28 protein-coding genes are annotated in these 24302 nt (G+C 54.8%); 23 read left to right on the top strand and 5 right to left on the bottom strand.

What is annotated here, in order from left to right:
- The first annotated feature begins 51 nt into the window (after positions 1-51).
- From G7020_RS16055 to traN, 6 genes are all read left to right on the top strand, one after another.
- Positions 52-297: a hypothetical protein gene (locus tag G7020_RS16055; protein WP_013100879.1), complete on the top strand. Its 246-nt coding sequence runs from the start codon at positions 52-54 to the stop codon at positions 295-297.
- Positions 298-695: 398 nt separating this feature from the next.
- Positions 696-830, top strand: coding sequence for a hypothetical protein (locus tag G7020_RS24100; RefSeq protein ID WP_013100880.1), 135 nt, complete (start codon positions 696-698; stop codon positions 828-830).
- Positions 831-1101: 271 nt separating this feature from the next.
- The gene (locus G7020_RS16050) at positions 1102-1308 is read left to right on the top strand and encodes a hypothetical protein (protein WP_011077965.1); all 207 of its coding nucleotides are present in this window, start codon (positions 1102-1104) and stop codon (positions 1306-1308) included.
- 1 nt (position 1309) lies between these two features.
- Positions 1310-1441 carry a hypothetical protein gene (locus G7020_RS24095; protein ID WP_255311629.1) on the top strand — a complete coding sequence of 44 codons (132 nt, stop codon included), beginning with the start codon at positions 1310-1312 and terminating at the stop codon, positions 1439-1441.
- Positions 1442-1583: 142 nt separating this feature from the next.
- Complete coding sequence (locus G7020_RS16045) at positions 1584-1781, top strand: hypothetical protein (protein ID WP_013100883.1); 198 nt, start codon at positions 1584-1586, stop codon at positions 1779-1781.
- Positions 1782-1922: 141 nt separating this feature from the next.
- Positions 1923-4541 carry a conjugal transfer mating pair stabilization protein TraN gene (gene traN / locus G7020_RS16040; RefSeq protein ID WP_102685500.1) on the top strand — a complete coding sequence of 873 codons (2619 nt, stop codon included), beginning with the start codon at positions 1923-1925 and terminating at the stop codon, positions 4539-4541.
- A 49-nt stretch (positions 4542-4590) separates the two neighbouring features.
- On the opposite strand, the gene G7020_RS16035 is transcribed toward traN, so the two are convergent.
- The 5 genes from G7020_RS16035 to G7020_RS16015 form a co-directional block, all read right to left on the bottom strand.
- Entirely contained in the window at positions 4591-5427 is an 837-nt protein-coding gene (locus G7020_RS16035) for a hypothetical protein (RefSeq protein ID WP_102685501.1), read from the bottom strand.
- A gap of 81 nt (positions 5428-5508) precedes the next feature.
- On the bottom strand, positions 5509-5682 hold the full coding sequence (gene csrA, locus G7020_RS16030; protein WP_102685502.1) for a carbon storage regulator CsrA: 174 nt from the start codon (positions 5680-5682) through the stop codon (positions 5509-5511).
- A 10-nt stretch (positions 5683-5692) separates the two neighbouring features.
- Positions 5693-6601 carry a ParB/RepB/Spo0J family partition protein gene (locus G7020_RS16025; RefSeq protein WP_102685503.1) on the bottom strand — a complete coding sequence of 303 codons (909 nt, stop codon included), beginning with the start codon at positions 6599-6601 and terminating at the stop codon, positions 5693-5695.
- Positions 6602-7009: 408 nt separating this feature from the next.
- Positions 7010-7858, bottom strand: coding sequence for a DsbA family protein (locus G7020_RS16020; RefSeq protein WP_084342119.1), 849 nt, complete (start codon positions 7856-7858; stop codon positions 7010-7012).
- Positions 7859-7864: 6 nt separating this feature from the next.
- The gene (locus G7020_RS16015; protein WP_033041159.1) at positions 7865-8422 is read right to left on the bottom strand and encodes a hypothetical protein; all 558 of its coding nucleotides are present in this window, start codon (positions 8420-8422) and stop codon (positions 7865-7867) included.
- A 423-nt stretch (positions 8423-8845) separates the two neighbouring features.
- On the opposite strand from G7020_RS16015, the gene G7020_RS16010 reads away from it, so the two are divergent.
- The 17 genes from G7020_RS16010 (at position 8846) to traV (ending at position 24253) form a co-directional block, all read left to right on the top strand.
- Positions 8846-9361: a single-stranded DNA-binding protein gene (locus G7020_RS16010; RefSeq protein WP_013100890.1), complete on the top strand. Its 516-nt coding sequence runs from the start codon at positions 8846-8848 to the stop codon at positions 9359-9361.
- Positions 9362-9428: 67 nt separating this feature from the next.
- Positions 9429-10520, top strand: a complete 1092-nt coding sequence (locus G7020_RS16005; protein WP_013100891.1) for a RecT family recombinase — start codon at positions 9429-9431, stop codon at positions 10518-10520.
- A gap of 241 nt (positions 10521-10761) precedes the next feature.
- Positions 10762-11388, top strand: coding sequence for a hypothetical protein (locus G7020_RS16000; RefSeq protein ID WP_013100892.1), 627 nt, complete (start codon positions 10762-10764; stop codon positions 11386-11388).
- Between the two features lie 82 nt (positions 11389-11470).
- The gene (locus G7020_RS15995; RefSeq protein WP_033040792.1) at positions 11471-11650 is read left to right on the top strand and encodes a hypothetical protein; all 180 of its coding nucleotides are present in this window, start codon (positions 11471-11473) and stop codon (positions 11648-11650) included.
- Entirely contained in the window at positions 11631-12137 is a 507-nt protein-coding gene (locus G7020_RS15990) for a hypothetical protein (protein WP_181086211.1), read from the top strand. The genes G7020_RS15995 and G7020_RS15990 overlap by 20 nt, the downstream gene beginning before the upstream one ends.
- Positions 12138-12268: 131 nt before the next feature.
- Positions 12269-12877, top strand: a complete 609-nt coding sequence (locus G7020_RS15985) for a hypothetical protein (protein WP_013100894.1) — start codon at positions 12269-12271, stop codon at positions 12875-12877.
- Complete coding sequence (locus G7020_RS15980) at positions 12864-13907, top strand: YqaJ viral recombinase family protein (protein WP_013100895.1); 1044 nt, start codon at positions 12864-12866, stop codon at positions 13905-13907. The genes G7020_RS15985 and G7020_RS15980 overlap by 14 nt, the downstream gene beginning before the upstream one ends.
- 100 nt (positions 13908-14007) lie before the next feature.
- A complete protein-coding gene (gene mobH / locus G7020_RS15975) occupies positions 14008-16560 on the top strand; it encodes a MobH family relaxase (protein WP_181086209.1) in 2553 nt (850 codons plus the stop codon).
- Positions 16557-18386 (top strand): conjugative transfer system coupling protein TraD, encoded by a 1830-nt coding sequence (gene traD / locus G7020_RS15970; RefSeq protein ID WP_147811269.1) that lies wholly within the window; start codon positions 16557-16559, stop codon positions 18384-18386. Before mobH ends, traD begins: the two co-directional genes overlap by 4 nt.
- Positions 18387-18400: 14 nt before the next feature.
- Positions 18401-18757: a hypothetical protein gene (locus G7020_RS15965; RefSeq protein ID WP_013100898.1), complete on the top strand. Its 357-nt coding sequence runs from the start codon at positions 18401-18403 to the stop codon at positions 18755-18757.
- Positions 18750-19397: a DUF4400 domain-containing protein gene (locus G7020_RS15960; protein ID WP_102685506.1), complete on the top strand. Its 648-nt coding sequence runs from the start codon at positions 18750-18752 to the stop codon at positions 19395-19397. Before G7020_RS15965 ends, G7020_RS15960 begins: the two co-directional genes overlap by 8 nt.
- Before the next feature lie 87 nt (positions 19398-19484).
- The gene (locus G7020_RS15955; protein ID WP_102685507.1) at positions 19485-20270 is read left to right on the top strand and encodes a DsbA family protein; all 786 of its coding nucleotides are present in this window, start codon (positions 19485-19487) and stop codon (positions 20268-20270) included.
- Positions 20267-20554, top strand: a complete 288-nt coding sequence (gene traL / locus G7020_RS15950) for a type IV conjugative transfer system protein TraL (protein ID WP_013100901.1) — start codon at positions 20267-20269, stop codon at positions 20552-20554. The genes G7020_RS15955 and traL overlap by 4 nt, the downstream gene beginning before the upstream one ends.
- Positions 20554-21195, top strand: coding sequence for a TraE/TraK family type IV conjugative transfer system protein (locus G7020_RS15945; protein WP_013100902.1), 642 nt, complete (start codon positions 20554-20556; stop codon positions 21193-21195). Before traL ends, G7020_RS15945 begins: the two co-directional genes overlap by 1 nt.
- A gap of 177 nt (positions 21196-21372) precedes the next feature.
- Positions 21373-22413, top strand: a complete 1041-nt coding sequence (locus G7020_RS15940; protein ID WP_147811270.1) for a type-F conjugative transfer system secretin TraK — start codon at positions 21373-21375, stop codon at positions 22411-22413.
- A gap of 12 nt (positions 22414-22425) precedes the next feature.
- Positions 22426-23742 (top strand): TraB/VirB10 family protein, encoded by a 1317-nt coding sequence (locus G7020_RS15935; RefSeq protein ID WP_147811271.1) that lies wholly within the window; start codon positions 22426-22428, stop codon positions 23740-23742.
- A 10-nt stretch (positions 23743-23752) separates the two neighbouring features.
- On the top strand, positions 23753-24253 hold the full coding sequence (gene traV / locus G7020_RS15930; RefSeq protein ID WP_181086201.1) for a type IV conjugative transfer system lipoprotein TraV: 501 nt from the start codon (positions 23753-23755) through the stop codon (positions 24251-24253).
- The last annotated feature ends 49 nt before the right edge of the window (positions 24254-24302 follow it).

The following is a 24302-nucleotide window of genomic DNA, read 5'->3' as shown; positions in this document are numbered from 1 at the left end:
GGGAGAAATCCCCCGCGGGGCTTCTCCCTGCATGGATGTATGGAGAAGTCGATGAACGCGATCCTCGAAGCTGCTCGTTTGCAAGGCCAGGCCTCGATAAGCCGTAAGGCTTGGGTAACCAAAGGGGGCACAAAGGTTCACCTATGGGAGCTGTCATCAGGGGGCGTCATCCTCCTGAAGCACTCGCGGGGAGAAGGTTTTTTCCAGCCGATAAAGCTGGAGGAGCCAATGGAGATGGTTGTTGACCGTTTCCGGAATAAATGCGGCCACAAGGTGTTCTCACCTAATGGGCTATGAGTGTGAAAGGGTGGCCTTCGGGTCACCCTTTTTTTTGGTTCGCCATCTTGTTAAAGGGCATCGGTTTGGTATCATCGCAGGCATAGAGCGGGCCTCAGGTCGAGCTCTCAAGAACCCCTCCAGCACAGAGCCCTCTGTGCTTAGAACTTAGCGCCATGCATGAGCATGTCCGCCAAGGCCTGAAACGTGTATGCGTTCAGGCAGTGTTCTCATCATGTATGTGATGAGTCACAAAAAGCAGAGCCACGCTTTCAAACCGGCTTAAAAATAGCACTCAAATTATCGACATCCAGGCAACTGGATATTGGTTTTTCTGCGTGCATAAAAAACCCGCAGCGGGGAGATTACTTCCCGCCAGGGTGGTTCTCCGTCTGCATCTTTTGCTAACGGAGAACACCATGAAAACTCTCATCGTCCTTACCGCTCTTGTTGTTGGTGGCATTCAACTTGGCTTCAAGGCGTTCGATGCAGGCGTTGAAACTGCTCAGCAGTCTCACACCGCAGAAATGATCAAGGCACGTCACGCGCTTTGATTCAATAAGGCTCTTGGCAAAAAGCTTTCGGTTTTACTGGAAGTCTTTGCTTCGTAAGAGGTCGTCCCGATGTTTCATGTAAACGCAATTGACGCTGTTCGCAGCGCATCATCGTTGGCAGAAAAATCGAACTTTGCCTATGCGATTTATTCGCAGGCAAATGGCTTTATTGTTGTTCTTCTAACTCAGCCGAACGGCTCGGAGTTGGAAATAATTAAACCCTGACGGGGAATCCCGTTGGGACTCCTCGTCTTTTTGAGGAGTAAAAAAGATGTACAAGAAAATACTATTCGACTGGATTAAGGCTTCACTTATGGGCGTTGGCTGTAGCTTGTTGGCAGCCGCTTTTGTTTCCATCGTTACACCAGGAACGCATCCGCTTGTCGTATCGTTCTGTCTGGTGCTTGGCGTGGTAATGATGATCGCCGATTTGGTGGTATCCTTGATTACAGCGATGAGCAATCCGAAAGGAGAATGAAATGGACTCGATGCAGATGCTTGTTTACGCAATCGTAGGCGTTGTCGGTGCTTTGGCCCTAACCGGCGTGATCGGTTATGTGGTCGCTGACCGTCTCGACAAGAAGCACGGCACGAACATCAAGGCCCACTGAGCCTTCCCTCAGGGGTTGGCCCAGTGAACGGATTCAAGTCTAGCTTCGGCTAGACCGCTGCGTGGTCACCCTCCGTGGGTGATCCACCAGAGCCCTTCCGTGTGAAGGGCTCTGGGGATCACCCACACCTGGAGAGTTGAACATGACCGCAGCAAACGCACTATTCTGCCAAGAACTCAAAGAACTGATGGTCGAGTCTGGACGGGTGTTCAAAGTCCCCGAGCAGATCGCCAGAACTGTTTCGTCCTCCGATCCGGATACCCGGTTCGTTAAATCATGGGCGGTGATTCATCGCTTGATCCCGAGTGATGGCCAGGTCTTAGTAGTGCCTGAGGCATGATCAAAAACACAGCGAGCCCCGGCCGGTGACCCCACCAGCCGGGGCTTTGCTTTTTCAGGCGATTTTGTTGCCTGAAACCGCGCCATCATTTCTCACCCTTCCCCTAGCATCGAAGCATCCCCATTTTTGGACATGCGATCGATGCGACAACCACTCAAAACAACGCTGAGACGGCTGGTCAACGTGACCGTGATCGGCCTGTATCTCAACAGCATGACCTTCACAGCCTGGGCCGACGCTGTGACAGCAGGATCTGCGGCCGGTCAATCGGTAGGCCAGCAGGCACTTCAGGTATTCGATGGTGGGGACGCCTCCGTCACGCTTCAGGATCTTTTCCCTGAAACTGGAGACACTGCCTCGCTCGAGAACGTCTACGGCGACGATGTGAAGACGATCGATCTCGGGTTGCGAGCAAATACCCGCCTCCAATCGGAATCGTCCTCTGAGGGAGAGGCATACCGAACCCTGATCGACAGCGGCAACCGCATGTCGGTAGATCTCTCCAACGACCCTATGCTCAATCAGGCTGATCAAGTTCGTTCCCCTGACTTCATGGATGGGTTTAAGCAGAACTTCGCGGACTGCACCTCTACCGAAGTTTTTGAGAACGTGACGAAAAACGCCCATGTTGCCAATTACAAAACATGTGAGCGCGTCGTGGATCAAGGCGGAAACGTTGAGTTCCTGCATGACTACAAGGTAGGTGTAATCGAATACGTTTCCGGGCAGCCAAACTTTCAGTCGTGCGGACCAGGTTGCTTGTACATCTGGGTCGGCACGGTAGGAGACAACTACTGGAGCGGGAACTGCAAAATCTATGAGGAGTACACCCGATTCCGCGTGATAGCCAAGGACGCCATTATTTCAGCTACCGTCGACAGAGCTGTTTTCGACGATTATTTCCAAATCCTTTTCAATGACGAAATGCTTTGGACGCACACACCTGGTGTCTTCCCGCCGGAAACAGCTGGAAGCTGCGAACGCGGAACAAGCTGGAACGTAGCTCCGAACAAGGTGATCACTGACAAGTTCGGCAGCGATGATGACGTGATCACGTTCAAAACCCGCACCTCGGTTACCGGTGGTGGTGAGGGTTACGCCCGCATCAAGATCATCTATGACCCGGCAAAGGCGTTCGTTGATAAAGGCTGGGGCCCAGAAGAGCGCCTGCCAATGTTCGACATGATCAAGGATGGGTTCTGCACCAACGCACAGATGTCGTGCACCTCTATGCCGGCAGTTGATGCTAACGGGTGTACCGAAACCAATGGCGTTCAGATCTGCCGTTCTGACATGCCACCATCCCCGCACCCGAGCATTGATCCTCTTTGCAAGAAGGCCCAGGTAAGCGCCGAGTGCTCCTACTACAAGGGGAATATGGATTGCTACACGGACGCCCAGGGTGTGCAGCGGTGCCCCTCAAATGATGGCGGTAACCTGAATACCTGCACCCAATACGAGCAGAATCCCAGCTGTGGTTTTATCTCTCAAGGCTGTATTGATGGCGCAAAAGGCGAGACAGGCTCGTGCTATGCCTTCGAGGAGGTCTGGGACTGCGGTTATGACACCAGCTACGAAACCATCGTGAACACTGGGGCACAAATCGAATGCCCTGGTGGGGCGCGCTGTATGGGCAGTGAGTGTTTCGACTCGTCGAACACGAAAAGCGGCGATTTTGCCTATGCGGTGGCCATGCTTCAGGTTGCTCAGTTTGCTGAGCACGACTTGGACTGCGGTGGTGATGGTACCGATATCAACCAGGCCAATGACTGCAAGGTGTTCAAAGGCGAGGCTATGGAGTGCAAGAAGGCGCTGGGTGGCTACGTCGACTGCTGTGAAGCCCCAGAAAGCGTGTCCATCTTCGACTATGTGAATCTGACGATGAATACACTGAAGATGACCAGCTCGCTCGAGGCATTGAGCAGGACAGGAAATCTCTTTGCTCCGGGGTACTGGGCTGCGGGTACTGAAGCGGCGATGTCTGTTGGCTCCTCGGTTATCAAGGGCCAGTGGGGCACCATTGTGGATAGCGCCACTGCTGCGTTCCAGAAGGGCTTTGAGGGCGCGGTACAGGAAACCCTGATGAGCGAACTTCAGCAATGGCTCATGCAGCAGGCTTATGACGCGATGGTTGAGATGGGGGCGACGGCTGCGGCCGACGCGGTATTTGCCACCGGAGCAGATGGCGCGGTTACCGGTCTGGGGTCGCAAGCTGCGATGGTTGTGAACATCATCGGCTGGGTGTACATGGTTTACGTGATCGTGGATCTGCTGATCAACATCATCTGGGAATGCGAACAGAAGGAATTCGAGCTGGGTGCAAAAAAAGAAACGCGGCAATGCCACTTCGTTGGCAGCTATTGCGCATCCGAAGCTCTTGGCTCTTGCGTCGAAAAACGAGAAGCCTATTGCTGCTTCGGCTCGGTTGTGGCCCGGATCATTCAAGAGTCAGCCCGTGAGCAACTGGGTTTGGGATGGGGTGACGTGAAGTCACCTACGTGCGAAGGAATTACGCCAGCTCAGATGGCGCAAATGGATTGGTCCCGTGTGGATCTGTCTGAGTGGATCGGTATGCTGAATCTTGCAGGGCGGCTGCCAACCGCGAACACCGTATCGCTTGAGGACGTGACAGGAAGTGGAAGTAGACTTCAGATAACGCAGGGTGAGACGCGGCTCAACACGCTAGACCGGAACTTGCAGAGGCTAGAGGGTTTCGATGTTGACGCGGTGAAGAGAAAAGCTGAGGAAGATATGAGATAAAAAGAAGCCCCGCCAAGTGCGGGGCTTCTTGTATTAATGGCGGCGTTTGCTATTTCCCAATGAAATACATCGCCTGGCCTTTATTGATGATGCGCGCGGGTACAGAGTTCTTTCGCAGCTTCTGGCCTGGGTGATACATGTAGAACCACTCCGGCAGAATTTCGGAAATTTTAGTCATGGCTTCCAAGGTCGTTATGTCGTTCTTTATTCCATCAACTGTGTACTGCTCATTGAGAATGAAGATTGGCCCATATGCCTCGGCGGCATTAATAAAGCTCGGTGGGGGCGTGGCTCTGTCGGCAAATTGCACGGGAGTTTCTTTCACGAAAGCTGCGGGACTATCGTAGGCCTTCCCGTGACCTGACGGATACTTACCTACCAGCGATTTGAGTTTTGAGCGGTTATGAGGAAAGGCTTTGACTCGCGCCTCCTCAATTAGCTTCAAGACCAGGGCAGACGCTTCTTCGGGCGATTTTGCCAGCGTGCTGGGTACCCAAGCGGCAGTCTGGTAGGTGCGAGCTGGATCGCTCGAGCCGCCGAGGAGGAAGAGGCCTACCCCTAGGCCAAGAGCTGCATTGCTGCTGACACCAGGAGGAGGCGACGCATAGCCGCCTGCGGCAACAGCAGCGTCCGCCACACTCGAGCCTCCTGTACTAGGAGTCGCCGTGGTCGGGTCGGATACAACGAATTCTCGGGGAACATCACGCTGACCAGAAATGTTCATGGCAGTCAGAACGTGCATCGCATCAGACCATTTTTCCTTCGGCACATTCTGCGGGTCAGGCAGTTGTACGGTGGGTGCCTTCGGCGAGGAAGAGCACCCGACCAGGAGAGCAATAGCTGCGGCGAGAAGCCCGGTGCGAATCGTTATACTGCGGTTCTTCATGGTGAAACTCCTTTTTTCGATAGCCATAGGTTACCGTCTTCGGCGGCGATCCCAAGCGAAGTCGAACGACCGACTATGTGATCAGGGTGTTTTTTCGTTCTGGATGCGCTGGTAGATCTCTTCGCGGTAGATCTTCACCTCTTTCGGCGCTTCAAACGCCAACCTGACCGTACCGTTCGCAGCCTTTGTGACGATCACCTGTATGTCGTTGCCGAGCCGAATCGACTCCCCTACCTTGCGCTCAATGTGCAGCATTACTGCCTCCTCAGGCTTCAGCCGTGTTCTGGCTGGCCTCATACTTCTCCAGGATCTTCAGCAACGATTCCGCCGCCTTCGAGTCAAGCCGCAACTCATGCTGCGCATCGCCCCCGGACTTGAGTTGATCGCGCAGGCTTCCTGTAAGGCCGCTCAGTGCGCTGAACGCACTCATGGCTTCCTTGGGTGTCACCTTGAACTTGCCAAGCGCCTTGTTGGCGTCTGAGCCCGTTGCGCGGGTACGACCGGAGGCCTTTGCTCCTTCGATCATCCCCAGCAGCTTTGGATATGGGTCTTGCCCAGTTCCTCGCAGCTCCACCAGAACATCAATGACAGGCGACGCTTTAATTGCGCCGTCGCGAACGAGCTGTTTGACGTTCTCCTCGGCGTTGGCGAGAAGCAGCAGTCGCTCAACATGAGTGACGCTCCTGTTCATGCGATCGGCGATTTGGGCTGGAATCCAGTTTTGCCCGGCCAGGCGCTTGTAGCCTTCTCCTCGCTCCAGCGGCAGCAGCTCTTTGCCTTCGCTGGTCTTGATCATCATCACAACAGCGTCGGACTGATTTCCTTTGAACTCGTTGACCATCAGGCCTGGAAGATTTGCACCGCGCCCATCTGCGATGCGAGCGCCAGTGAGGCGATGGTGGCCTTCTCGGATCACGAGGCGAGGGTTGCCGTCGATGATCTTCAGTTCTGCGACGACTGGAGGCACATACAGGCCCTGCTCATAAGACTTGGCGAAGCCTTCGGCATGGTCAGGATCGATGGGCCTCAGATTGAAGCCTTCTTCAATTGCAAACCAGTCAAGCGGTGCAATGTAGATGTTGTTGCGAATCATCTGTTCGTCGCGTGGAACACCAGTTTTCTTCAGGTGTTCGTCCAACTGGCGAAACGATGCAATGCGTGGTAGATCGTTCATGGCGTATCTCCCTGATACGTTTATTGAGGTGTGCTCAGTACATCACTGCTCTGGAATATCCCAAGCACAAGAAAAACCCCGCCGGAGCGGGGTTGGAGTCATCGACTCGTAGGAGGTGAATCCGGGAAGTGACCAAGCCGCTCCTCAAATACGAGCCGGCTATGACCACAATCCCAGAGAGAGAACATCAGCCCTGTGCTCATGTCAGCGGCGATAAAATCCTCTCCGTTTGGAATGAGGGTGTATCCGTTGGCTGAGATGAGATCGAAAACCTCATCCCAGCTACTGGCCCTGCGTAGCGCACGGAAAAGGCCCACCCGACCTTCTAGCTGCTGGGTCATGGCGTCACGAGCGCCCCAAAGCGCACGAGTGCCGCCGGCGTCTAGCCGGTCGGCCCATTCATCCAGCCTATTGAGCACCGATCTCATTGGCCGCGCCCTCAGCAGGGGTATCCAGCTTGTCCTGGTTGGGAGCCTCGTCGCGCATTTTGACCAGCTGCTGCATGGTTTGGAGTAGCACCTGCGTGCTTTGGGCACCCTTCACCAGCAGTTTGTTGCCTGTCAGGTTGTCGACTACGACCGTTGCTGGCGTGCCGGTGACACCCATGTTCGTGCCTTTCTTCACCTGGCCTTCGATCAAGGCCCGGTACTTGCCGCTTTCCATGCACTGACGATAGGCATCAAGGGGAGCACCAACCTCCTGCGCAAGACGCTCTACGTCCTCGACACCTTGGCCATTGAGTTGAGTGCGAGCGAACCATTCGCCAGTAAAGGCCCAGAAGGCTTTGTTGCCGGCAACCTCGCCCACGCACTCAGAGGCGTGAGCTGCCACTTCCGCTGCGGGGTTGTGGAAGGCCAGGGGGTAATGCTGCCATTCCCAGTTAATGCGCCCTTCGGACTTGTCAGCCATCTGCTTTGGCGTGTCATGGAAGCGCTTGCAATAAGGGCATTCCAGGTCAACGAACTCGACCAAGGTGAACTGGGCGTCCTTGCTGCCGTAGATGTGCCGACCTTCAATGGTGGTGTCAGCTGCGCCGCTCCACTTCGAGAGGATTTTCGCTTTCGCTGCGTTGATCTTCTCAACTTCACGATCCTTCAGGGTTTTGTCGACCGCGCCTGGCAACTGCTCCACAAGGGCATTTTGTACCGCGATGTCGGTGTAGCTCTGACCCATGTGGACGGAGACACCGATAGCAACGGCAGAGGTCACGATGGAAACGCCAATGGCTGTAGCGAGAGTGGGATTGAATTTAGGCATGACTGATCACTTATAGGAGGGGGAAAAAGACGGTTTCAGGTGAAGAGGGACATCCTTCGGGGTGCCTTCGACGAGAATGACCCACTCCTCGTAGCTCAACCGTTGAGCCCCTTTGCAGAGCTTGTTCCGGACGGCAATGTAGTCATCGACCGAACCGGCCGCGTTGGCCAAGGTGACGATGCGCTCGCTTGCCGCGGGTTGGCCAAGAGCAAAGGCCTGCGCCACATTTGCAGAGTCAGCACAGTTGGCCTGGAACATGGATGAGGGGACTGCAACGCTATCGTTCGTTGTAAGGCGTGCTTGCAGCTCTGGGTGAAGCTTCCCGGCCGGGGTCTCGAGAACATCGAGGCTGCCAAGAACGGGTTGATAGGTGGGTTTTCGCAATGCTGCACCGCCTCGGCCCGTATGCCCCCAACTGGTGTGGTATTCGCGCATGTCGGGCTCGTAGCTTGCTACCTCGAATGGCGTGCCTGAGGCAGGTGGTTCTGGCTTGTTGGCACAACCCGCTGTGAGCGCCAAGCCAATGGCCAGGCCTAGCGGCAGGAGAGATTTAAGGTGGTGCATGGTTGATCCTCTGAGGCTGGTAAGGATCATTTTCCTCTGTACAGAAAAGGAGATGGCCCGTTTTCAGGACGAAAAAGCGACTGAAAAAACGCCGACAAAAAACCCGCTTGCCATTGGATTCTGCTTGTTGCAGACTTCCTATCACGTCGAGTAGCTCGGCGTTATAAATCCGGATTGCATGCCTTGCAGTCCATCTAGCAGGCCCAGCGCCTCATGGTTGAATCTCAACCATCATGAATTCCCAGATTAAGTCAGCCCACATGTGTGGACTGATTTAGTCATGCGCTTCGTCGCATGGTCGGCTTGTTGGCCGTCTCAAAAGTACAACCAAAAACCCATGAAAAACCAAACCCCAACGGGGCTGCTATTGCCCCCGTATTGGGGTAATGCCGCCCCGTAGTTCTATCTAAATGGAGAAATACTATGGCTCGCGGCGTAAATAAAGTGATCTTGGTTGGCACCTGTGGTCAAGATCCAGAAACTCGCTACTTACCGAACGGTAATGCAGTAACCAATCTCAGCCTTGCAACAAGTGAGCAGTGGACTGACAAGCAAACGGGACAGAAAGTCGAAAAGACCGAATGGCACCGTGTTTCTTTGTTTGGGAAAGTCGCTGAAATCGCTGGTGAGTATCTGCGGAAAGGATCGCAGGTATACATCGAAGGTAAGCTTCAAACACGAGAGTGGGAAAAAGACGGTATCAAACGGTACACCACCGAAATTATCGTCGACATGCAGGGCAGAATGCAGCTCCTGGGTGGTAGGCCAGAGCGCGACAACTCTCAAGGGCAACCCCGTGAGCAGCGTCCGCAACAGCAACAACAACGTCCTAGTCAGTCACCACGCGATCCTGCTCCACAGCATGATCCGCATTATGACAGCTTCGACGACGACATCCCTTTTGCCCCAATTAGCCGTTTGCTTCTAAACATCATCTAATCAGGCAGAAGTCAGTCAAGAATTAACGCACCTTCGGGTGCGTTTTCTTTTTAGAAAGGAAAATGAAATGAGCGATAACTTCCAAAACGCAGTTGCAATTATTGCGAAGCAAGAAGAAAAGTTCATCAAGCTAGTGGAGTCGTCGAAGACTGACGTGATGTTCAAAAATGAGCTGCTGTTTGCATCGCAGGCCATGATGAACAACGACTATCTGTGCAAGTGCGCTACGACTAACCCGCTAAGCCTTAGAAATGCCTTTAGCCAGGTTGCGGCTTACGGATTGACTCTTAATCAATCCCGACAGCTCGCGTACTTGGTGCCCCGAGACGGGCAGGTGGTTTTGGACGTGTCCTGGAGGGGCATGGTCAAGGTCGCTGTGAACGACGGTGCGATCCGTGATTGCATCGTTGAATTGGTCTACTCGAAAGACAAATTCGAGTACAGAGGGAAGCGACAAAGCCCGACCCACACGTTCAACCCTTTCGACAAGAAGGCTGATCGTGGGGAGTTTGTAGGTTGCTACGTCGAAGCTCTTCTGCCTGATGGCCGCGTTCACGTTGAGGCGGTTACCGCTGATGAAATCAATGCTGCTCGCGATGCTTCAGAGCTGTGGAAACGCAAGAAGAAAGGCCCTTGGGTCGACTTCGAAGATTCCATGCGCAAGAAGTCGGCCATCAAGATTGCAAGGAAATACTGGCCTCAGACCGGCTCAAAGCTGGACGGAGTGATTCAGTACCTCAATACAGACGCTGGGGAAGGGTTCTCTTCCAACGATGTACCAGTTGAAGTTGTTGAGCGATATATGGGCGCTGCTGATGTGGTGGAAACTGAGCCGTTGCCGACCTCTAACCAGGTTAATCAGCAGCCAGAACCCACCGTAGACCCCGAACAGGCCGCTAAACCAGAGGTTGCAGATCCTGCCCCGGCAGACGATGTGATTGAAGGTGAAGTTGTCCGTGATGGAAGCCAAGTTCCGCCACCTGCTGATTTACCTGCAAAGGTGATCAAGAAGGTTGCGGAAGTTGTTCGGCGTGCTCGTGATGCCAATAGTTGGGAGCCGGCGTTCGAGTACGTTTCGACGTGGCCTGTAGACGCTCGGGATTACGCTGTAACCCAGTTGAAATCTGCGCAGTACGTTGCTCAGTCGCAAGGCGAGTGACGCAAAAAAACGCTTTGGGGGGCCTTGTTGCATAGGGCGCTTCGAACTGACCACAACCCTGCGGGGCTTTCCCGTAAGGGGAGTGCTCCGTCAGTTCAAAAGGAATCAATCAGATGGCTGACTTGATCGTCTTCATCCTGACCCTGCTGCTGCCGTAAGGCATCTGCAAAAAACTCCCTGACGGGGCATATCGCCCCCAGGGGCGCATTGCCCTCGTCGTTTTTTGAGAAAGGAAAACGATATGGCAACTGCACAACCGAAAGTCACCGTACAGCTCATGCATGACACCGACGCAGAAAACCCGCGCAAGTGGGACAACCTTGCAATGATGGTCTGCGCTCATCGCCGCTACATTCTGGGTGATGAGGATGGAGCTACTGAGGCGCTTGACCTGATCTACGAGCACCTGTCCGAAAGGCAGCTCAACGAGATGGGCTTCGACTCAACTCATGTACCTGACATCCAACAAGCTCTCAAAATGACAGGCAAGGCGATCATTCTGCCGCTGTATCTCTACGATCACAGCGGCATCACGATGAGAACCAAGCCGTTCGCCTGCCCCTGGGACAGTGGGCAAGTGGGCTTTATTTTCGTGAGCAAGGCGAAAGTGTGTGCTGAGCAGGGCTGGAAACGGCTGAACAAGTCACGCACCGAAAAAGTAACCGCCATGCTGGTTGGGGAGGTCGAGGTTTATGACCAGTACCTAACCGGCGATGTGTGGGGCTTCAAGGTGATTGAAGACGGCGAGGAGACAGATAGCTGCTGGGGTTTCTATGGCAGCGATCCGCTTTCTAACGGCGTAGTAGAGCATCTTGCAGGCCAAGCAAAGCAGCTGGTTGAAGCTGGGCAATACCAGCGAATCAACTGAGTAATCGCTATCCCTGAGGGGCACCGCCCCTCAGGGAAGGTGCCTCTTTTTCAGGGCTAAAAATCTGAGAAGGAGATACACCATGCGGACTTACATCCTATCGATGACCATCCTGCATACACAGCAGAAGGCTACCTTCCGTTGTGAAGCAACCACCTTCGGCGAAGCGATCGACAAAGCAGAGAAGGCCCATCCGGGTTTTTTTGCCGTTCTGACCCACTCCCTTCCAGGAGAGCAGAACAATGCGACCGTCAACCGTTGAGGGGCTGAAGGACTCCCTTGCTAGCTGGGGGGAGATGAAAGAAGAGGGTGGTGCGTTCGCTGCGGAATACGCTGACGAAATGATCGAGCAATTTCAGGTGAAGCTCATTCTCCTGGAGTACCTGCTTTGTCAGTTCACTATCCACGGACTTGGCTTGACGCTGAAGCATCGGAGCCGGGATGCCTGGGGTGTTCTTATCCCAGACGCATCTCAGCAAGGGCGCTTTCGGTGGCAGGCGTTTCAACGTGATGGCTTCACCGGCCATTGCACGCATGACACGCCGGAGCTGTGCATTGGCGACATGCTTGACGATGGATACGCACTTCTAGATATGGGGGCGCTTGATCGATTGTCGGGTACCGCTGAATGGCAGCGCGGCATGGAGATCGTCGCAGTGATTCAGGCTTGCAATGCAGGTCAGTTGAGCTTCGAGGATGCCATGCGCAAGCGAGAAGAAATCTACTCCCGCTACGCGAAGGTTGCGTAATCGTGAGCATCACTGGAACACCAGAGAAAGAATATCCCCCAGGGGGCGAAAGCCCTCTGGGGTTTCGCCTTTCCGGGGGTGCCACTTGGGTTTTCGAGCCAGGGTGGTGAACTTGAGAAAAGGAGAAATCAATGAAGACCTTTGAGTCATGCTGCAAGGCATTCCATGCCGTAGAAGCCGCAATCGTCGCTCACCGCAATTCGGAGTTAGGAGTCGAGATCCAAGAAAAAACCATGTTGGGGAAACTCAGCATGTTCATGGATCTGGATAACTGGCCTGAGAACCCTGACCTTCAGGGATTGACGGAAGCAGACGAAAAGCAGCTGCGCGAATGGGGTGTTGTTTACAGTAAGCGGCTCCAGGACTTCCATGCGAAGGCCGAAGAGCTGAGAAAGGAGCGGTATAACGCCGTCTGTAGGGCGTTACGGCTGCTCGGAGAAGAAATTGGCTTGCAGTTCAACTTCTTCACATCAGGCCCACTAGATGAGCGCATAGCGAATGTGCTGAGCCATGCTGACTTGCTACGCAAGACGCTGCTTGACGGGCTCGGCTATGTCGATGTGCTTGATCCAGAAACAAACTTTGCGAAGGGCTTCTACAGCACCACAAAGTTGAAGAAAACCGAGCTGTTCCACGACCTGAAGCTCTGTGCTGAGTTCCGTAACAACGGTGTTCTGCATGCGTATGAGGTAATGGCCAGGCTGGGGTTCCATGAGGGTGTCGACAATGAAAATCGTTGACATCGCGCAGCGGACTCCTGATTGGCACGAGTGGCGAAGGGAAGGCATCAGTGCAACCAGTTGCGCTGTCATCATGGGTGAAAACCCTGATAAAACGCCCCTGGAGCTGTGGAAGGAATTGGTTGGAATTGTCGAGCCAGCTGACTTGTCGGTAATCCCGCAGGTTAGGAGGGGAGTCAAATTCGAACCGCTAGCGCTACAAGCCTTTGAGGATAAGTACGGCAAGATGGCTTTGCCGTTCTGTGCAGAGTCGACCGCATACCCTTTTATTCGGGCATCGTTCGATGGGGTTCTGGATGACAAGTCTCCGGTAGAGATCAAGAATCTCTCCGAAACCAACCATCTGGAGGTGCTGCAACTCAGGGAGCATAGCAAGGCATTTAAGCTGTACCGCTGGCAAGTGATGCACCAGATGATCGTCAGTGGAGCACGGCGCGGTTACCTGTGGTTTTGGTCGCCGAAGCATGAACCCTGCTGTTTGATCGTTGACTGGGATGACCTTCTGGTGAGACGAATCATTCAGGCAGAAGAAATCTTCTGGGGGCTGGTGATGCGCGGTGTGCCGCCTGAGGCCGATCCAAAGCGGGACGTTATTCCGCTGGATAGGCTGGACCTGGCTGCATGGCGTCCGCTAGCAAATGCCAGGAGAGCGAAGGAGAGCAAGATTGCTGAGCTGAAGGCCCAGTTGAAAGTGCTCACCAAGGAAGCAAAAGACCTTGAGGCCGAGATCCTGCCGTTGCTGGGGGAGTTCCGCCGGGCCGATGCTCTGGGTGTGAAAGTCACGAGCTACGAAGTGGCTGGCACTGTGGATTGGAAAGGTGTTGCGCACGAGCTGGAGGCGGTTATTCCGCCCGATGTGATCGCGAGACACCAGACCGGTTCGTCAATGGCTACGCGGGTCTCTGTGGATGCCTCCTACGATGAAAGTAAGGCCAAACCTGAGCCGTTGCCCCGCATACGGCAAAAGGTGGACGCAATAAATGAGACGGTCGAAGAGCCGTCACAGTTTTTCGGAACCTTCTGGTTCTAACCCCTCAGCCCGGCACTTGCCGGGCTTTTTTTCGACCATAAAACTGCCTGAAAACGAAACTCAAGGCGGTATCCCTCACGCATCATTCTCAGCACACAACATGGCCGAGAAGCGTATGCCTCCATTTTCATTCCTGAAACGCCTGTGGCCTCGAAGCGAGCGTGCCCTTACGGACAGCTTCGCGCACCCGGCCGAGCAGATGATTACTCCTGAAATCAAGCGGTACCTGGAGAACCATAACTGGCGAAACCTTCGGTACCCACCTTACCAAGAGGGTTATCCAGGGCTGGTTAGCGGGCAGTGGTTCATGCGCAATTATCAGCACGAGCTGTTCGATCGGATTATTCATTCAGTCGGAATGCCTGCCAGTGACCTCAAGCTCTACGTTGAGCCGATCCTGGTGAATTTCGCCGAATTGGCGCACATGCTGCCGGCGTCGGAGAACCACCATCACTCCGGCCCAGGGGGGTTGCTCCGACATAGCCTTGAGGTCGCCTCGCTCACCCTGGATGGGTGCCTTACGACAGCCTTTGATACAAACGAGACCCCGGCACGGCGAAGCATGCGCCTGCGTCGGTGGTACGTCGCGGGCATCGCGTCAGGGCTGCTACACGACGCAGGGAAGCCTCTCACGGATATTCGCGCCACCGATTTTGAAGGCAACAACCAGTGGATCTACGCGCAGGAAACGCTTCATGACTGGTCTGTGCGCAACAAGTTGACCCGCTATTTCCTGCATTGGAATTCCAATAGGCATGGGAATCACGTTCAGGTCTCTGTAGCGCAAGCAACACGGATCATTCCGCCAGCCGTACAGGCGTGGCTGATTGAAGGTGGCCACGACATCTATGAAGCGCTCCTCGATGCAATTTCCGGGAGCGGAAGCTCGCCTCTGACCGAGTTGGTCAAGTGGGCCGACTCTGCATCCACCAAGCGTGACCTCAATCGAGGCTCGAATAATGGCGGGGGCAATGCAACAGGTGTCCCGGTACCGCGGTTGGTGTCGGATGCAATGCTGCGGTTGCTGAGTGACGGAACCTGGAAGATCAACACGCCTGCCGGCCGCGTATGGGTTGCAACTGATGGCGTCTACATCGCTTGGAACCAGGGTGCCGAGGAGATTGTGAGCATGCTGGTCGGTGATGGGGTTGTGGCCATCCCGCGATCACCTGACACGCTAATTGGTACCTTGGTAGAGCACGGGATAGCAGAGAGAGCCCCAAACGGCGACCTGTACTGGCTGGTTACGCCTCACCTTCTGCGCAAGAACGGCAAAGGCCCGGCGCTGCGCTGCATGAAGCTTGTGAATCCGGACATCCTTTTTCCAACCACACCGATTCCGCCGCCAGTTTCCATCAGCCTTGGGAAGGAGGGAAAGCAGAAGGATGTCATTGCTCCTAACGATACGGCTGGCGCAGCAGCGAACGCGCTGAGTGAACATCAGGAAGACCTATTTGGGGCTGATCTGACTGGGGACTCGAGCGGGGATACTGACGCTGATTCGCTGCCTACACCTTCTAAAGAATCCGCATCGTCGAAGCCAGCAAGAAAGAAAAAAGCGGCTCCAAGGCAAGCAGCTCCGGTACCAACAACCGCCTCTTCAGGGGTTAGCCTCAAACAAGCGCAGAATCCCGCCGAAGAGGCCCCAGTTGGTGTGGAGTCAGCGCCGGCAGCTGACGATACGGCTGCAATTGCTTCCTCCCAACCAGAGGAAGCTTTGGATGCTGAGGAGGAGGAAGAAGCACCTCAGGAGCCACCTGCCAGCCTTGAGGAAATGCTGCTTTTCTTGAGTCCCCATTCCCCGGCGGCTGAGCCCCCTCAAGAAGAACCACTCCCGGCCGCTGAGGCTGAAAGTAGCACCGAGCCCTCTGACGCTGATGCCCAAGTCGGATCAGAGCAAGGGGCGCAGGAACTGTTGCCTCGCCAGGAAAAGATTTCCCTCAACTCCATCATGGGGCAAGGCAAACGCACGCCTAAAACTACGCCTCCGTTGGAATCGAAGAAGCAGAAAGTTGGAGAAGCCGGCCCTGTGGCAAATGAGGTCCCAGGCGCTGGCAGTATCCTGCCAGCGGATGTCGTGTCGAAGCTCACAGCGCACGAATGCTACCTGTTGGAACAACAACCTGAGCTTGCCCAAAAGCTCATCACCGCGACTCAAGACCCCGAGAACGCGGCATTAGCAAGAAACAAGGTATTCGTTCGACTGGGAAAATCTTCGTTCCTTGCTGAAGACATCCACCCGCTCGTCCATGCGGGCTGGTTGTGGCAGGACATTACGGTCGAAGGGCCTGCTCTGACCCGCACGCTACAGTCCCGTGAAGGCTTCATGCTCACCGCCGACTACAGCGTCATCTACTGCAAGTTAGCGGAGCTGGACTGGGCTATTCCTCACATATCCCGGCTTCGCGAGGCCGACATCCCAAGCCTCGAGCAAGCTGTGAAGTCGCTGATCGAGAAGGCCGTACTTGAGGAAATAGGCGGGTCGCCTGTGCTCAGCCTCACAACCTACATGCTCACGAATGTCGCTGAGCAGTTCGGTATCACATCAACATCCCTAGAGAACGCAGTGTTCTGCTTCCGCGATGCCGTCAAGGTTGCCAAGCGCAGAAAAATCTTCGTTCGCCCCCTTTACGAGGAGCTTCCCAAAAAATGAGTGAATGGGACTACACCAGTTACTGGCGGAAAAACTACGAGGCGCGGGAAGCTGTTGCGTGGGGTTCGTCCATGCTTGCCGGCACCGCCGTTCAACTGATGACGGAGATGCCGGTAACCCCATACCTGATCACGCTTGGCGTGCAGGCTGGATTCGCCCTGGCGGCCATACCAAGGGCACTCCGCGTTCATAGGGCAAAAGCATGTCTCGTTGGAGCAGATCTCTCCTTCATCACCTTGGAGGAGGTGATGGAGCTGGTAAAGAGACACCCTCACGAGTTCTATTTCGGCGAGGCTTTCCCTTGGCGGCAGCGGCACGGCCAGTACGCATTCGAGCTCCAGGCGATGGATATCGAGGCCATTATCGGTAAGCGTGGCCGCCGCAACGCTGATGTTAAGGGTACGAAATGGATACACGGGATCGGCATGGATGAGGAGGAGCCATGTTTCCGGCCAGCAGACCAGCGTTCGATCCACCACCTCGTACTGGGCACAACAGGGGCCGGTAAGACCCGCTGGTTCGACCTGGCCATATCCCAGTGTATCGCTCGTGGTGAACCGGTGATCGTGATCGATCCGAAAGGCGATAAAGGGCTAGCCGAAACATGTGAGCGGACATGCAAGGCGATGGGGAAGGCCAGCCTGTTCAAATATTTCCACCCTGCGCATCCTGACAAGTCGGTTCGTTTGTCTTTGACCAAGAACTACGGCCGCGCAACTGAAGTTGCCTCCCGTGTCGCAGTGCTGATGAAAAGCGAAGCCGGCGATCCGTTCCAAGCCTTTGCGCAGATGTCCTTGAACAGCGTGATTCAAGCCATGTTGATCTGCAACATCCTGCCCACCCTTGTCGGCCTCAGGAGAACCCTTGAGGGGGATGTTCCTGGGCTGACAATCAAGGTGGTCATGGCCTTCGGTTCAAAGGTCTTCGGTGAAGATGAATTCGCGAGAATGGCCGAATCAGCAATTCTTTCAGCCAAGGTTCGGAACATCGAAGAAAAGGCGAAGGTATTGCGGAAGGTCTACTACAACGACATCGCGAAAGTGGAAGCCAATACCGATCTGGAAGGCCTGCTCACCATGCTCGAGCACGAGCGATCGCACTTCAGCAAGATGATTGCTGGCCTTCTTCCAATCCTGGTGATGCTTACCTCCGGTGAAATGGGGCCGCTGCTTTCCCCGCACACCGACGATGAAGACCCGCGCCGAATCAGTGACTTGAACTCTGTCATCAACGCCGACCAGGTTCTTTACCTGGGCCTCGACTCGCTTGCTGACTCAATGGTGGGCTCAACCATCGGCTCGCTGGCGCTGGCCGATCTGGCATCGACCGCAGGCGAGATCTACAACCACAGGTTGCCCAAGCCGGTGAACATCTTTGTCGACGAGGCTGCTGAGGTGATCAATGACCAGCTCATCCAGCTGCTGAACAAGGGCCGCGGCGCAGGAATAAATCTCTACATCGCAACCCAGACCATCGCCGACTTCAAGGCCCGCATGGGTGACGAAGCCAAGGCCATGCAGGTTCTGGGGAACGCGAACAACATCATCTGCCTCCGCATCCTTGATACCGATACGCAGGAGTTCGTGGCGAAAAAGATGACGCCAACTCGCTACAAATACGTCATGCGTACTCAGGGCAACTCGGCAGGTGAAGGCGGGGTGGTGCAGGGCGGGAATGTTGGTGAGCGCCTTATGCAAGAGGAGGGCGAGCGCTTCCCAACAGCGCTCCTCGGCGAGCTACCAGACCTCGAATATCTCGCAGTGTTTGCGGGCGGCGATATCCGCAAGGGGCGACTGCCCATCCTCACCGGCCCGACTGCCAACTGATTCCGGAGCAAAAAATGACTGTCTCGATTCCACTAGAAATTCAGAGGCTCACTGGCCTGGATGAGGCCTCAACAACTCGACTGCGCACGTTTGACCTGGAATGGCGTTGTGGCACGCAATTCATCTTCAAGATGCTTGAGGCGGGCCATAAACCCGAGGTAATTGGTGCGGCCCTGATTGATGTGCTGGTGGCCTACCAGCGTATGTGTCGGGAGGGCATCAGCGACTTCATTCGGCTCCGGGTGGTGCTCGGCCACATCCTCCAGATCCTCACGAGCTACGGCAACGCCCCTGCACCGGATGATGTTGTCTTGTGGTGCGAAACAACCAATGTCCCGCAACCTATCCGGGAGTTCCTGATCAATGGCTGAGATGCTTGAAGAAAAGTGGCCAAAGGGCGTTATGGCCTCTATAGCGTTCTTCTTCGTCCTGATCCTGATGCTGGCAACCGTTGCGCCGAACAAGCTGGTGGATACGGTAATGCTGAAAGAGCGGAAATGGGGCATCGAACTGCTTGGCGATTCCGACATGGATAAGGTGCTTGAAAAGACCAATCGCTACTACTCGGCACTTGTCATCGACTCCGGGGCAAAAAAGGTTGTCTCCGACATGCTGATGCCTCGAGGCGGCACCGTGGATGCCTTCGAAAAGAACGTGGATTGGTGGTTTCGGTATCTTGAGTCCCGAGGTGAGGCCGTCCAGAAAATCATCTACCAGATGGTTTACCGGATCGTTTTAACGCTTTACTGGCTGCCACTGCTGATCGCGGTTCTGGTGCCGGCCATTTACGCCGGCTGGATGCGCTGGAATGCCAAGCGGCATGGATTCGACTACTCATCACCGTTCTTGAATAACAACGCCGCGATCGTCCTGTCATGGGGCGGAATGCTCATCGTGCTCAGCGTGTTGATGCCTCTACCTTTACCGCCGCTCGTTATCTCAACCTTCATCGTCATCATGCTGCCTGTCGTGCTGTCCGTGCTGATCAGCAACCTGCCAAAGCGCATTTGAATTCTGACCATAAAACCGCCTGAAAACGGAACTTTCAGGCTGCGTTTATCCGCAGAATGCCCCTAACACCACGACAGGCTGACCCTTATGGCAACGAAAACAACACCCTCGAAAACGATCCCTTTTGCTATTGCTATCACAGCCCTTGCCACCGCTCTGGTAGTTGGCTCGTACTACCACTTCACCACCATGAGCCAGCTACAAGGCCAAGTCAAAAGCCTCGAGGGTGAATTGTCTGTTGCGAAAGCACAGGCAGTTGACCCCGCCGCGATCCAAGAGATTGTCGATAACCTCAAACAGCTTCCAGAAGATGATATCCCCGCAGCTCCGGACAACTGGATCTATGGCTCTTCATCTGCTCGGTACACGCTCGTCGAGATGACGGATACGGAATGCCCTTACTGCCGCGATCACTTCCCCCTGCTGAAAGCGCTTATCGAGTCTTCGGCTGGACAAATCAATGCCGCGATTCTCCATGTCCCAGCCCTTGGAGAGGCCTCCCGGCGACAAGCCCTGGCCATCGAGTGTGCTGGTGAGCAAGGTGGCTCAGATGCTGCCTGGAAGTACACCCAGACGGTGTTCGATAAAACCGGTGGCAACGGCAAGGGAGTTTCGGAATCGCTCGTGTCTCTTGCGACCGATCTTGGCCTGGATGGGAAGCGCTTTGCAGCCTGCACAGACTCGAAGCAGGCCATCGAGCGAGTAACTGGCGATCTCGATCAAGCCATTAAGCTTGGCATCCAACAGACCCCTTCGACTCTGCTCCTGGACAACCAGACAGGTATGTCGATGGTCCTCCAAGGTGCTAACGCTAGTCATGAAGGCATCCTCAAAGCGATAGCCAGCCTCAGCAAAGCAGGGGGTGGCAAGTGAGTGAGCCAATCAAAATCCCGGCATACATCGACCAGCCGCCGCACGTGATGTTTTGGCGTTTGGATGAGGTCATGCCGATAGGGATCGGTTTGGTTGCAGGCGTTCTTCTGGCACAGCTGATTCTTTGCACAGTGGTAGGTCTTCTGCTCGCCCGCTTCTATCGGCGCTTCTGCGACAACCGCCCTGACGGCTATCTGCTTCACGCTATTTACTGGCACTGGGGAGCTATTGGCCGGAAGAGTGTGCGATCCATGCCCAATTCCTACGAGAGAGAGTTCGTCTGATGCTTTTTAAGTCGCTTAGCAATTCGTTCGATGGCATGCGGGGAGAAAATCAGTTCTTGCGCATTGCCGTTGCAGGCCTTGTATTGAGCAATCTGCTGGTGTCTTGCTCTGCTCTCAACAAGGATGAAGTGGTCACTGTGATACCGCCTACCCTGACTGAGACCGCCTGGGTCAGTAAAACGCAAAGTTCCGGGGAGTACGCCGACGCATGGGCTCTTTACATCGCAATGATGCTAGGCAACGTTACCCCGCATAATGCCTCTGTCGTAAAAGACGCCCTGGGGCCTATCCTCGACAAGTCGATCTATCAAGATACGATGAAGGTTCTCGATACTCAGATTCATCAGATCCGCCAGGATCGAGTGACCCTGAGCTTCGAGCCGCAGAAAGTGCTCCGCGATAACCTCAACGAGAACAAGTTCTACGTTACTGGTCGCTCCGTAAGCGAAGGGCCGGCGGGCGACAAAAAGCGTAGCAACCGAACCTATGAGTTCGAGCTTATGATCAAAGACTACAAGCCTGTACTGAGTTGGGTTAGTACGAACTCTGGGGATGCTCGAACCCAGGATGTGGTTGATCGCGAGAACAGCAAGGCTGAGAAACAAGCAGAGCGCGAGAAGAGAAAGAATCAGCAGCGCTAAGCTGAGGCGAAAGAAGCCCATGTCAATGTCTTTGGCATGGGTTTTTTGTTGGTATCGCGAGTCCGCGGCTACAAAAAATACCCCTCCGTTTTCAGACGCAAAAGCTGCTTGAAAACGCAACTCAAGCGGCTGAATGGCCTCCAGAATTGACGACATCTCAGAGCAGAGGTCGTCTCGATGTCACTTCCAGTTTCCCTCCATTTCTTCAAGCCAGCTGCGCTCGTAATGGCTATGGCTGCCGTAATGCCTGCTATTGCGCAGGAGCAGATCCAGATTCCAGGCATGAACATGCCAGTTGCAGCCAGCACGCAGCCTCAAGCGGTTGCCAAGCCTACACCTTCTCCTGAGAGCGTTCCTGAACGACAGGAAGATCCTCAGGAGGAAAAGAAACCACGTTTGGTTGCCATTACTCCCGGCTCTGCTGAAAACCCCAGCGTGCCTGCCAGCGTTGTGAAGAAGCCCACACCTGTTCAGCCCGTCGAGTCTCGTCAGGATGTGGTCGTTGCAAGCGGCACAAACACCCTGATTCCGATCAGCAGAGGCCAAATCAACCGTCTGGTTACGCCGTTCGATAACCCTCATATCCAGACGGTAAGTGAGGCTGAAATTTCTACAAGCGGAAACGTCATCTACGTCACGACTCAGGATGAGAAGCCGGTGACCATGTTTGTCACCCCTGAGGACGATGAGTCTGTCGCCATCTCCCTGACGTTGCTGCCTCAAGGCGTGCCTCCCATCCAGGCGAACCTGATCTTGGCAAAAAACGTACAAGGGCTGGCGAGCGGAATGCCAATCACCTCGTCGACGAACTACAGCGGCCAGGCGCGGAAGTGGGAGCGCTCTCAGCCCTATATGGACACTCTTCGCTCCCTGATGCGCGAGATGGCGCTAGGCAAGTTGCCGCGTGGATACAGCTTCGGTGCGCTTACCAGCGGCAACAAGATCCCCGCCTGTGCGCAGCCAAGCCTCAGCTTCGATTTCAGCAAGTCGCAGTTGATCGAGGGCCATGACTTCCGAGTCTTCGTGGCCACCGCCGAGAACGTGTCGGCCAGAACCGTTGAGTTCGATCACGGCTCCTGCACGCACCCTCACCGAGCAGCTGTAAGCGCATGGCCAGATGAGGTGCTTGAACCTGGTCAGAAAACAGAAGTGTTTGTAGTCACGCGGGTTCCGACTGAAGTACCGCAAAGCTCCACTCGTCCAAGCCTGTTGCAGTAAGGGGAACCATCAGTGAAAGCGATTCAGCAATTCCTCGAAAAACTCACGCCCAGAGGCAAGCTGATGCTTGCCATCGGTGGGACGGTTCTGGTCGTCGGTACTATCGTTGGCGTCGCCATGAACGCGGCGAGCCCCGAGCGCAAAGCGCGCGCAGCGGCAAAACCACAGGTAGAGGCCATCCTCACCGATGAAGACCCACGTGCGTTGGGCTTGGACTCCATCGCCAGCCAATTGCGACAGCTACAGGCGCAGCAAAACCGCCTTGAGCGAGTGATGGGACAGAAAGAAAAGGACGTTCAGCTCAAAAATACGCAAGAAAAAGTGAGCGGTCTGGAGCAAGAACTCCAGCTGCTTCAGCAGGAGCTGGCGCGGGTTGGACGCGAAAAGAAAGGCACTGGTGAGGGTAGTGATACCTCGTCGAGTAGTTCGACAGCCACCCAGGCGAGATCCCCTATCCCCCCTCGTGAATCAGCATTCATCAACAAAGCAACGAGCTCGCCAGCAGATCTGACTGACGTTTATTCGAACCTTCCACCTGAGCAACCGGAAGACCCCAAATCACGATCAAGCGAGAAAAAGGAAACGCCTAAGATCCGGGTGATAAAGGGCAAGGAAGACGAGGGGAAGAGCGACAAGCCTGAGGAGCTTTCTGTGACCCTGCCCGCTGGATCGATCCTGTCTGGCGTTTTGGTCACAGGTATGGACGCGCCAACTGGAAAGCAGGCACAGCGCGACCCCTTCCCGAGCCTGATCCGCATCAAGAACGAAGCAATCCTTCCTAACCGCTTCAGGGCTGACTTTCGCGAATGCTTTCTGATCGCCGGCGGCTGGGGTGACCTCAGCTCGGAAAGAGCCTATTTGCGAGCGGAGCGCCTGTCGTGCGTACGCAATGATGGTTCGGTGCTGGAGTCCAGCCTGGAGGCTTACGCAACAGGCGAGGATGGGAAGGCAGGCATCCGCGGCCGTCTAGTCAGCAAGCAGGGCCAAATCCTCGCAAGAAGCCTTATGGCTGGCTTCATGCAGGGGGTCGCAAGCGCGTTCAACGTTCAAAAGGTACCGACAATCAACGTCACTCGCGCTGGCGATAACGGCGACACCGTTGCTCCTGTTTACGAGCAGGCATTCGATAGCAACGCACTTCAGTCGGCCGGTTTCAGCGGGGCTGGCACGGCTCTTGAGCGAATTGCCGACTTCTATCTCGAAATGGCTGAAAGCATCTTCCCTGTTATTGAAATCGATGCAATGCGCGATGTTGACTTTATCGTCAACAAAGGCATGACCGTTAAGTTCAATGCAGCAACTCTAAAAGTTAATGACGTAAACAATTAAGGGAATCGTGATGATTAAGCAATTTATCCTTGTATGCGCAATTACTGCATTGACTACCGGCTGCACGAATCTTCTTAACGTAGGCTCAAGTGAGTACGCCTGTAAAGGCATGCCAAATGGCGTTACTTGCATGTCCGCGAAAGATGTTTATTCGGCAACTGAAGGTGATGACTACAAAACCCAACTGAAGCAAGAGCAAGAAAGCGTTGAGGCCGACAGTGGTAAATCAACAGGAACCGGCTCAACTCGCGTGCTTATCGCTGAGGGGTCGGACAACGCCCCAATGCCGATGAGAGCAAGAAATCCTCTTCCGATCCGCTCGCAGGCTGTAGTCATGCGTATTGCAGTTGATCCGTGGGAGGATGAGAAAGGCGATTTGTATGTTCCAGGCTTCATTTATACCGAGGTAGAAGCGCGTCGTTGGGAGATCGGTGCACGAACCCCCCAGGCAACACCAACCTTGCGTCCCCTCACAATCGTTCAACCGCCACAGGCTAATTCTGCCAAGTAGAACATTAAACGAAATGTCGGCGGTTGAGCAGAAATGCGCCTTGCGAAAG

The organism is Stutzerimonas stutzeri (assembly GCF_013522825.1).
Taxonomy (GTDB): domain Bacteria; phylum Pseudomonadota; class Gammaproteobacteria; order Pseudomonadales; family Pseudomonadaceae; genus Stutzerimonas; species Stutzerimonas stutzeri_AK.
Note: the sequence above shows the minus strand (reverse complement) of the source record. Positions and strands in the feature narration are given on the sequence as shown.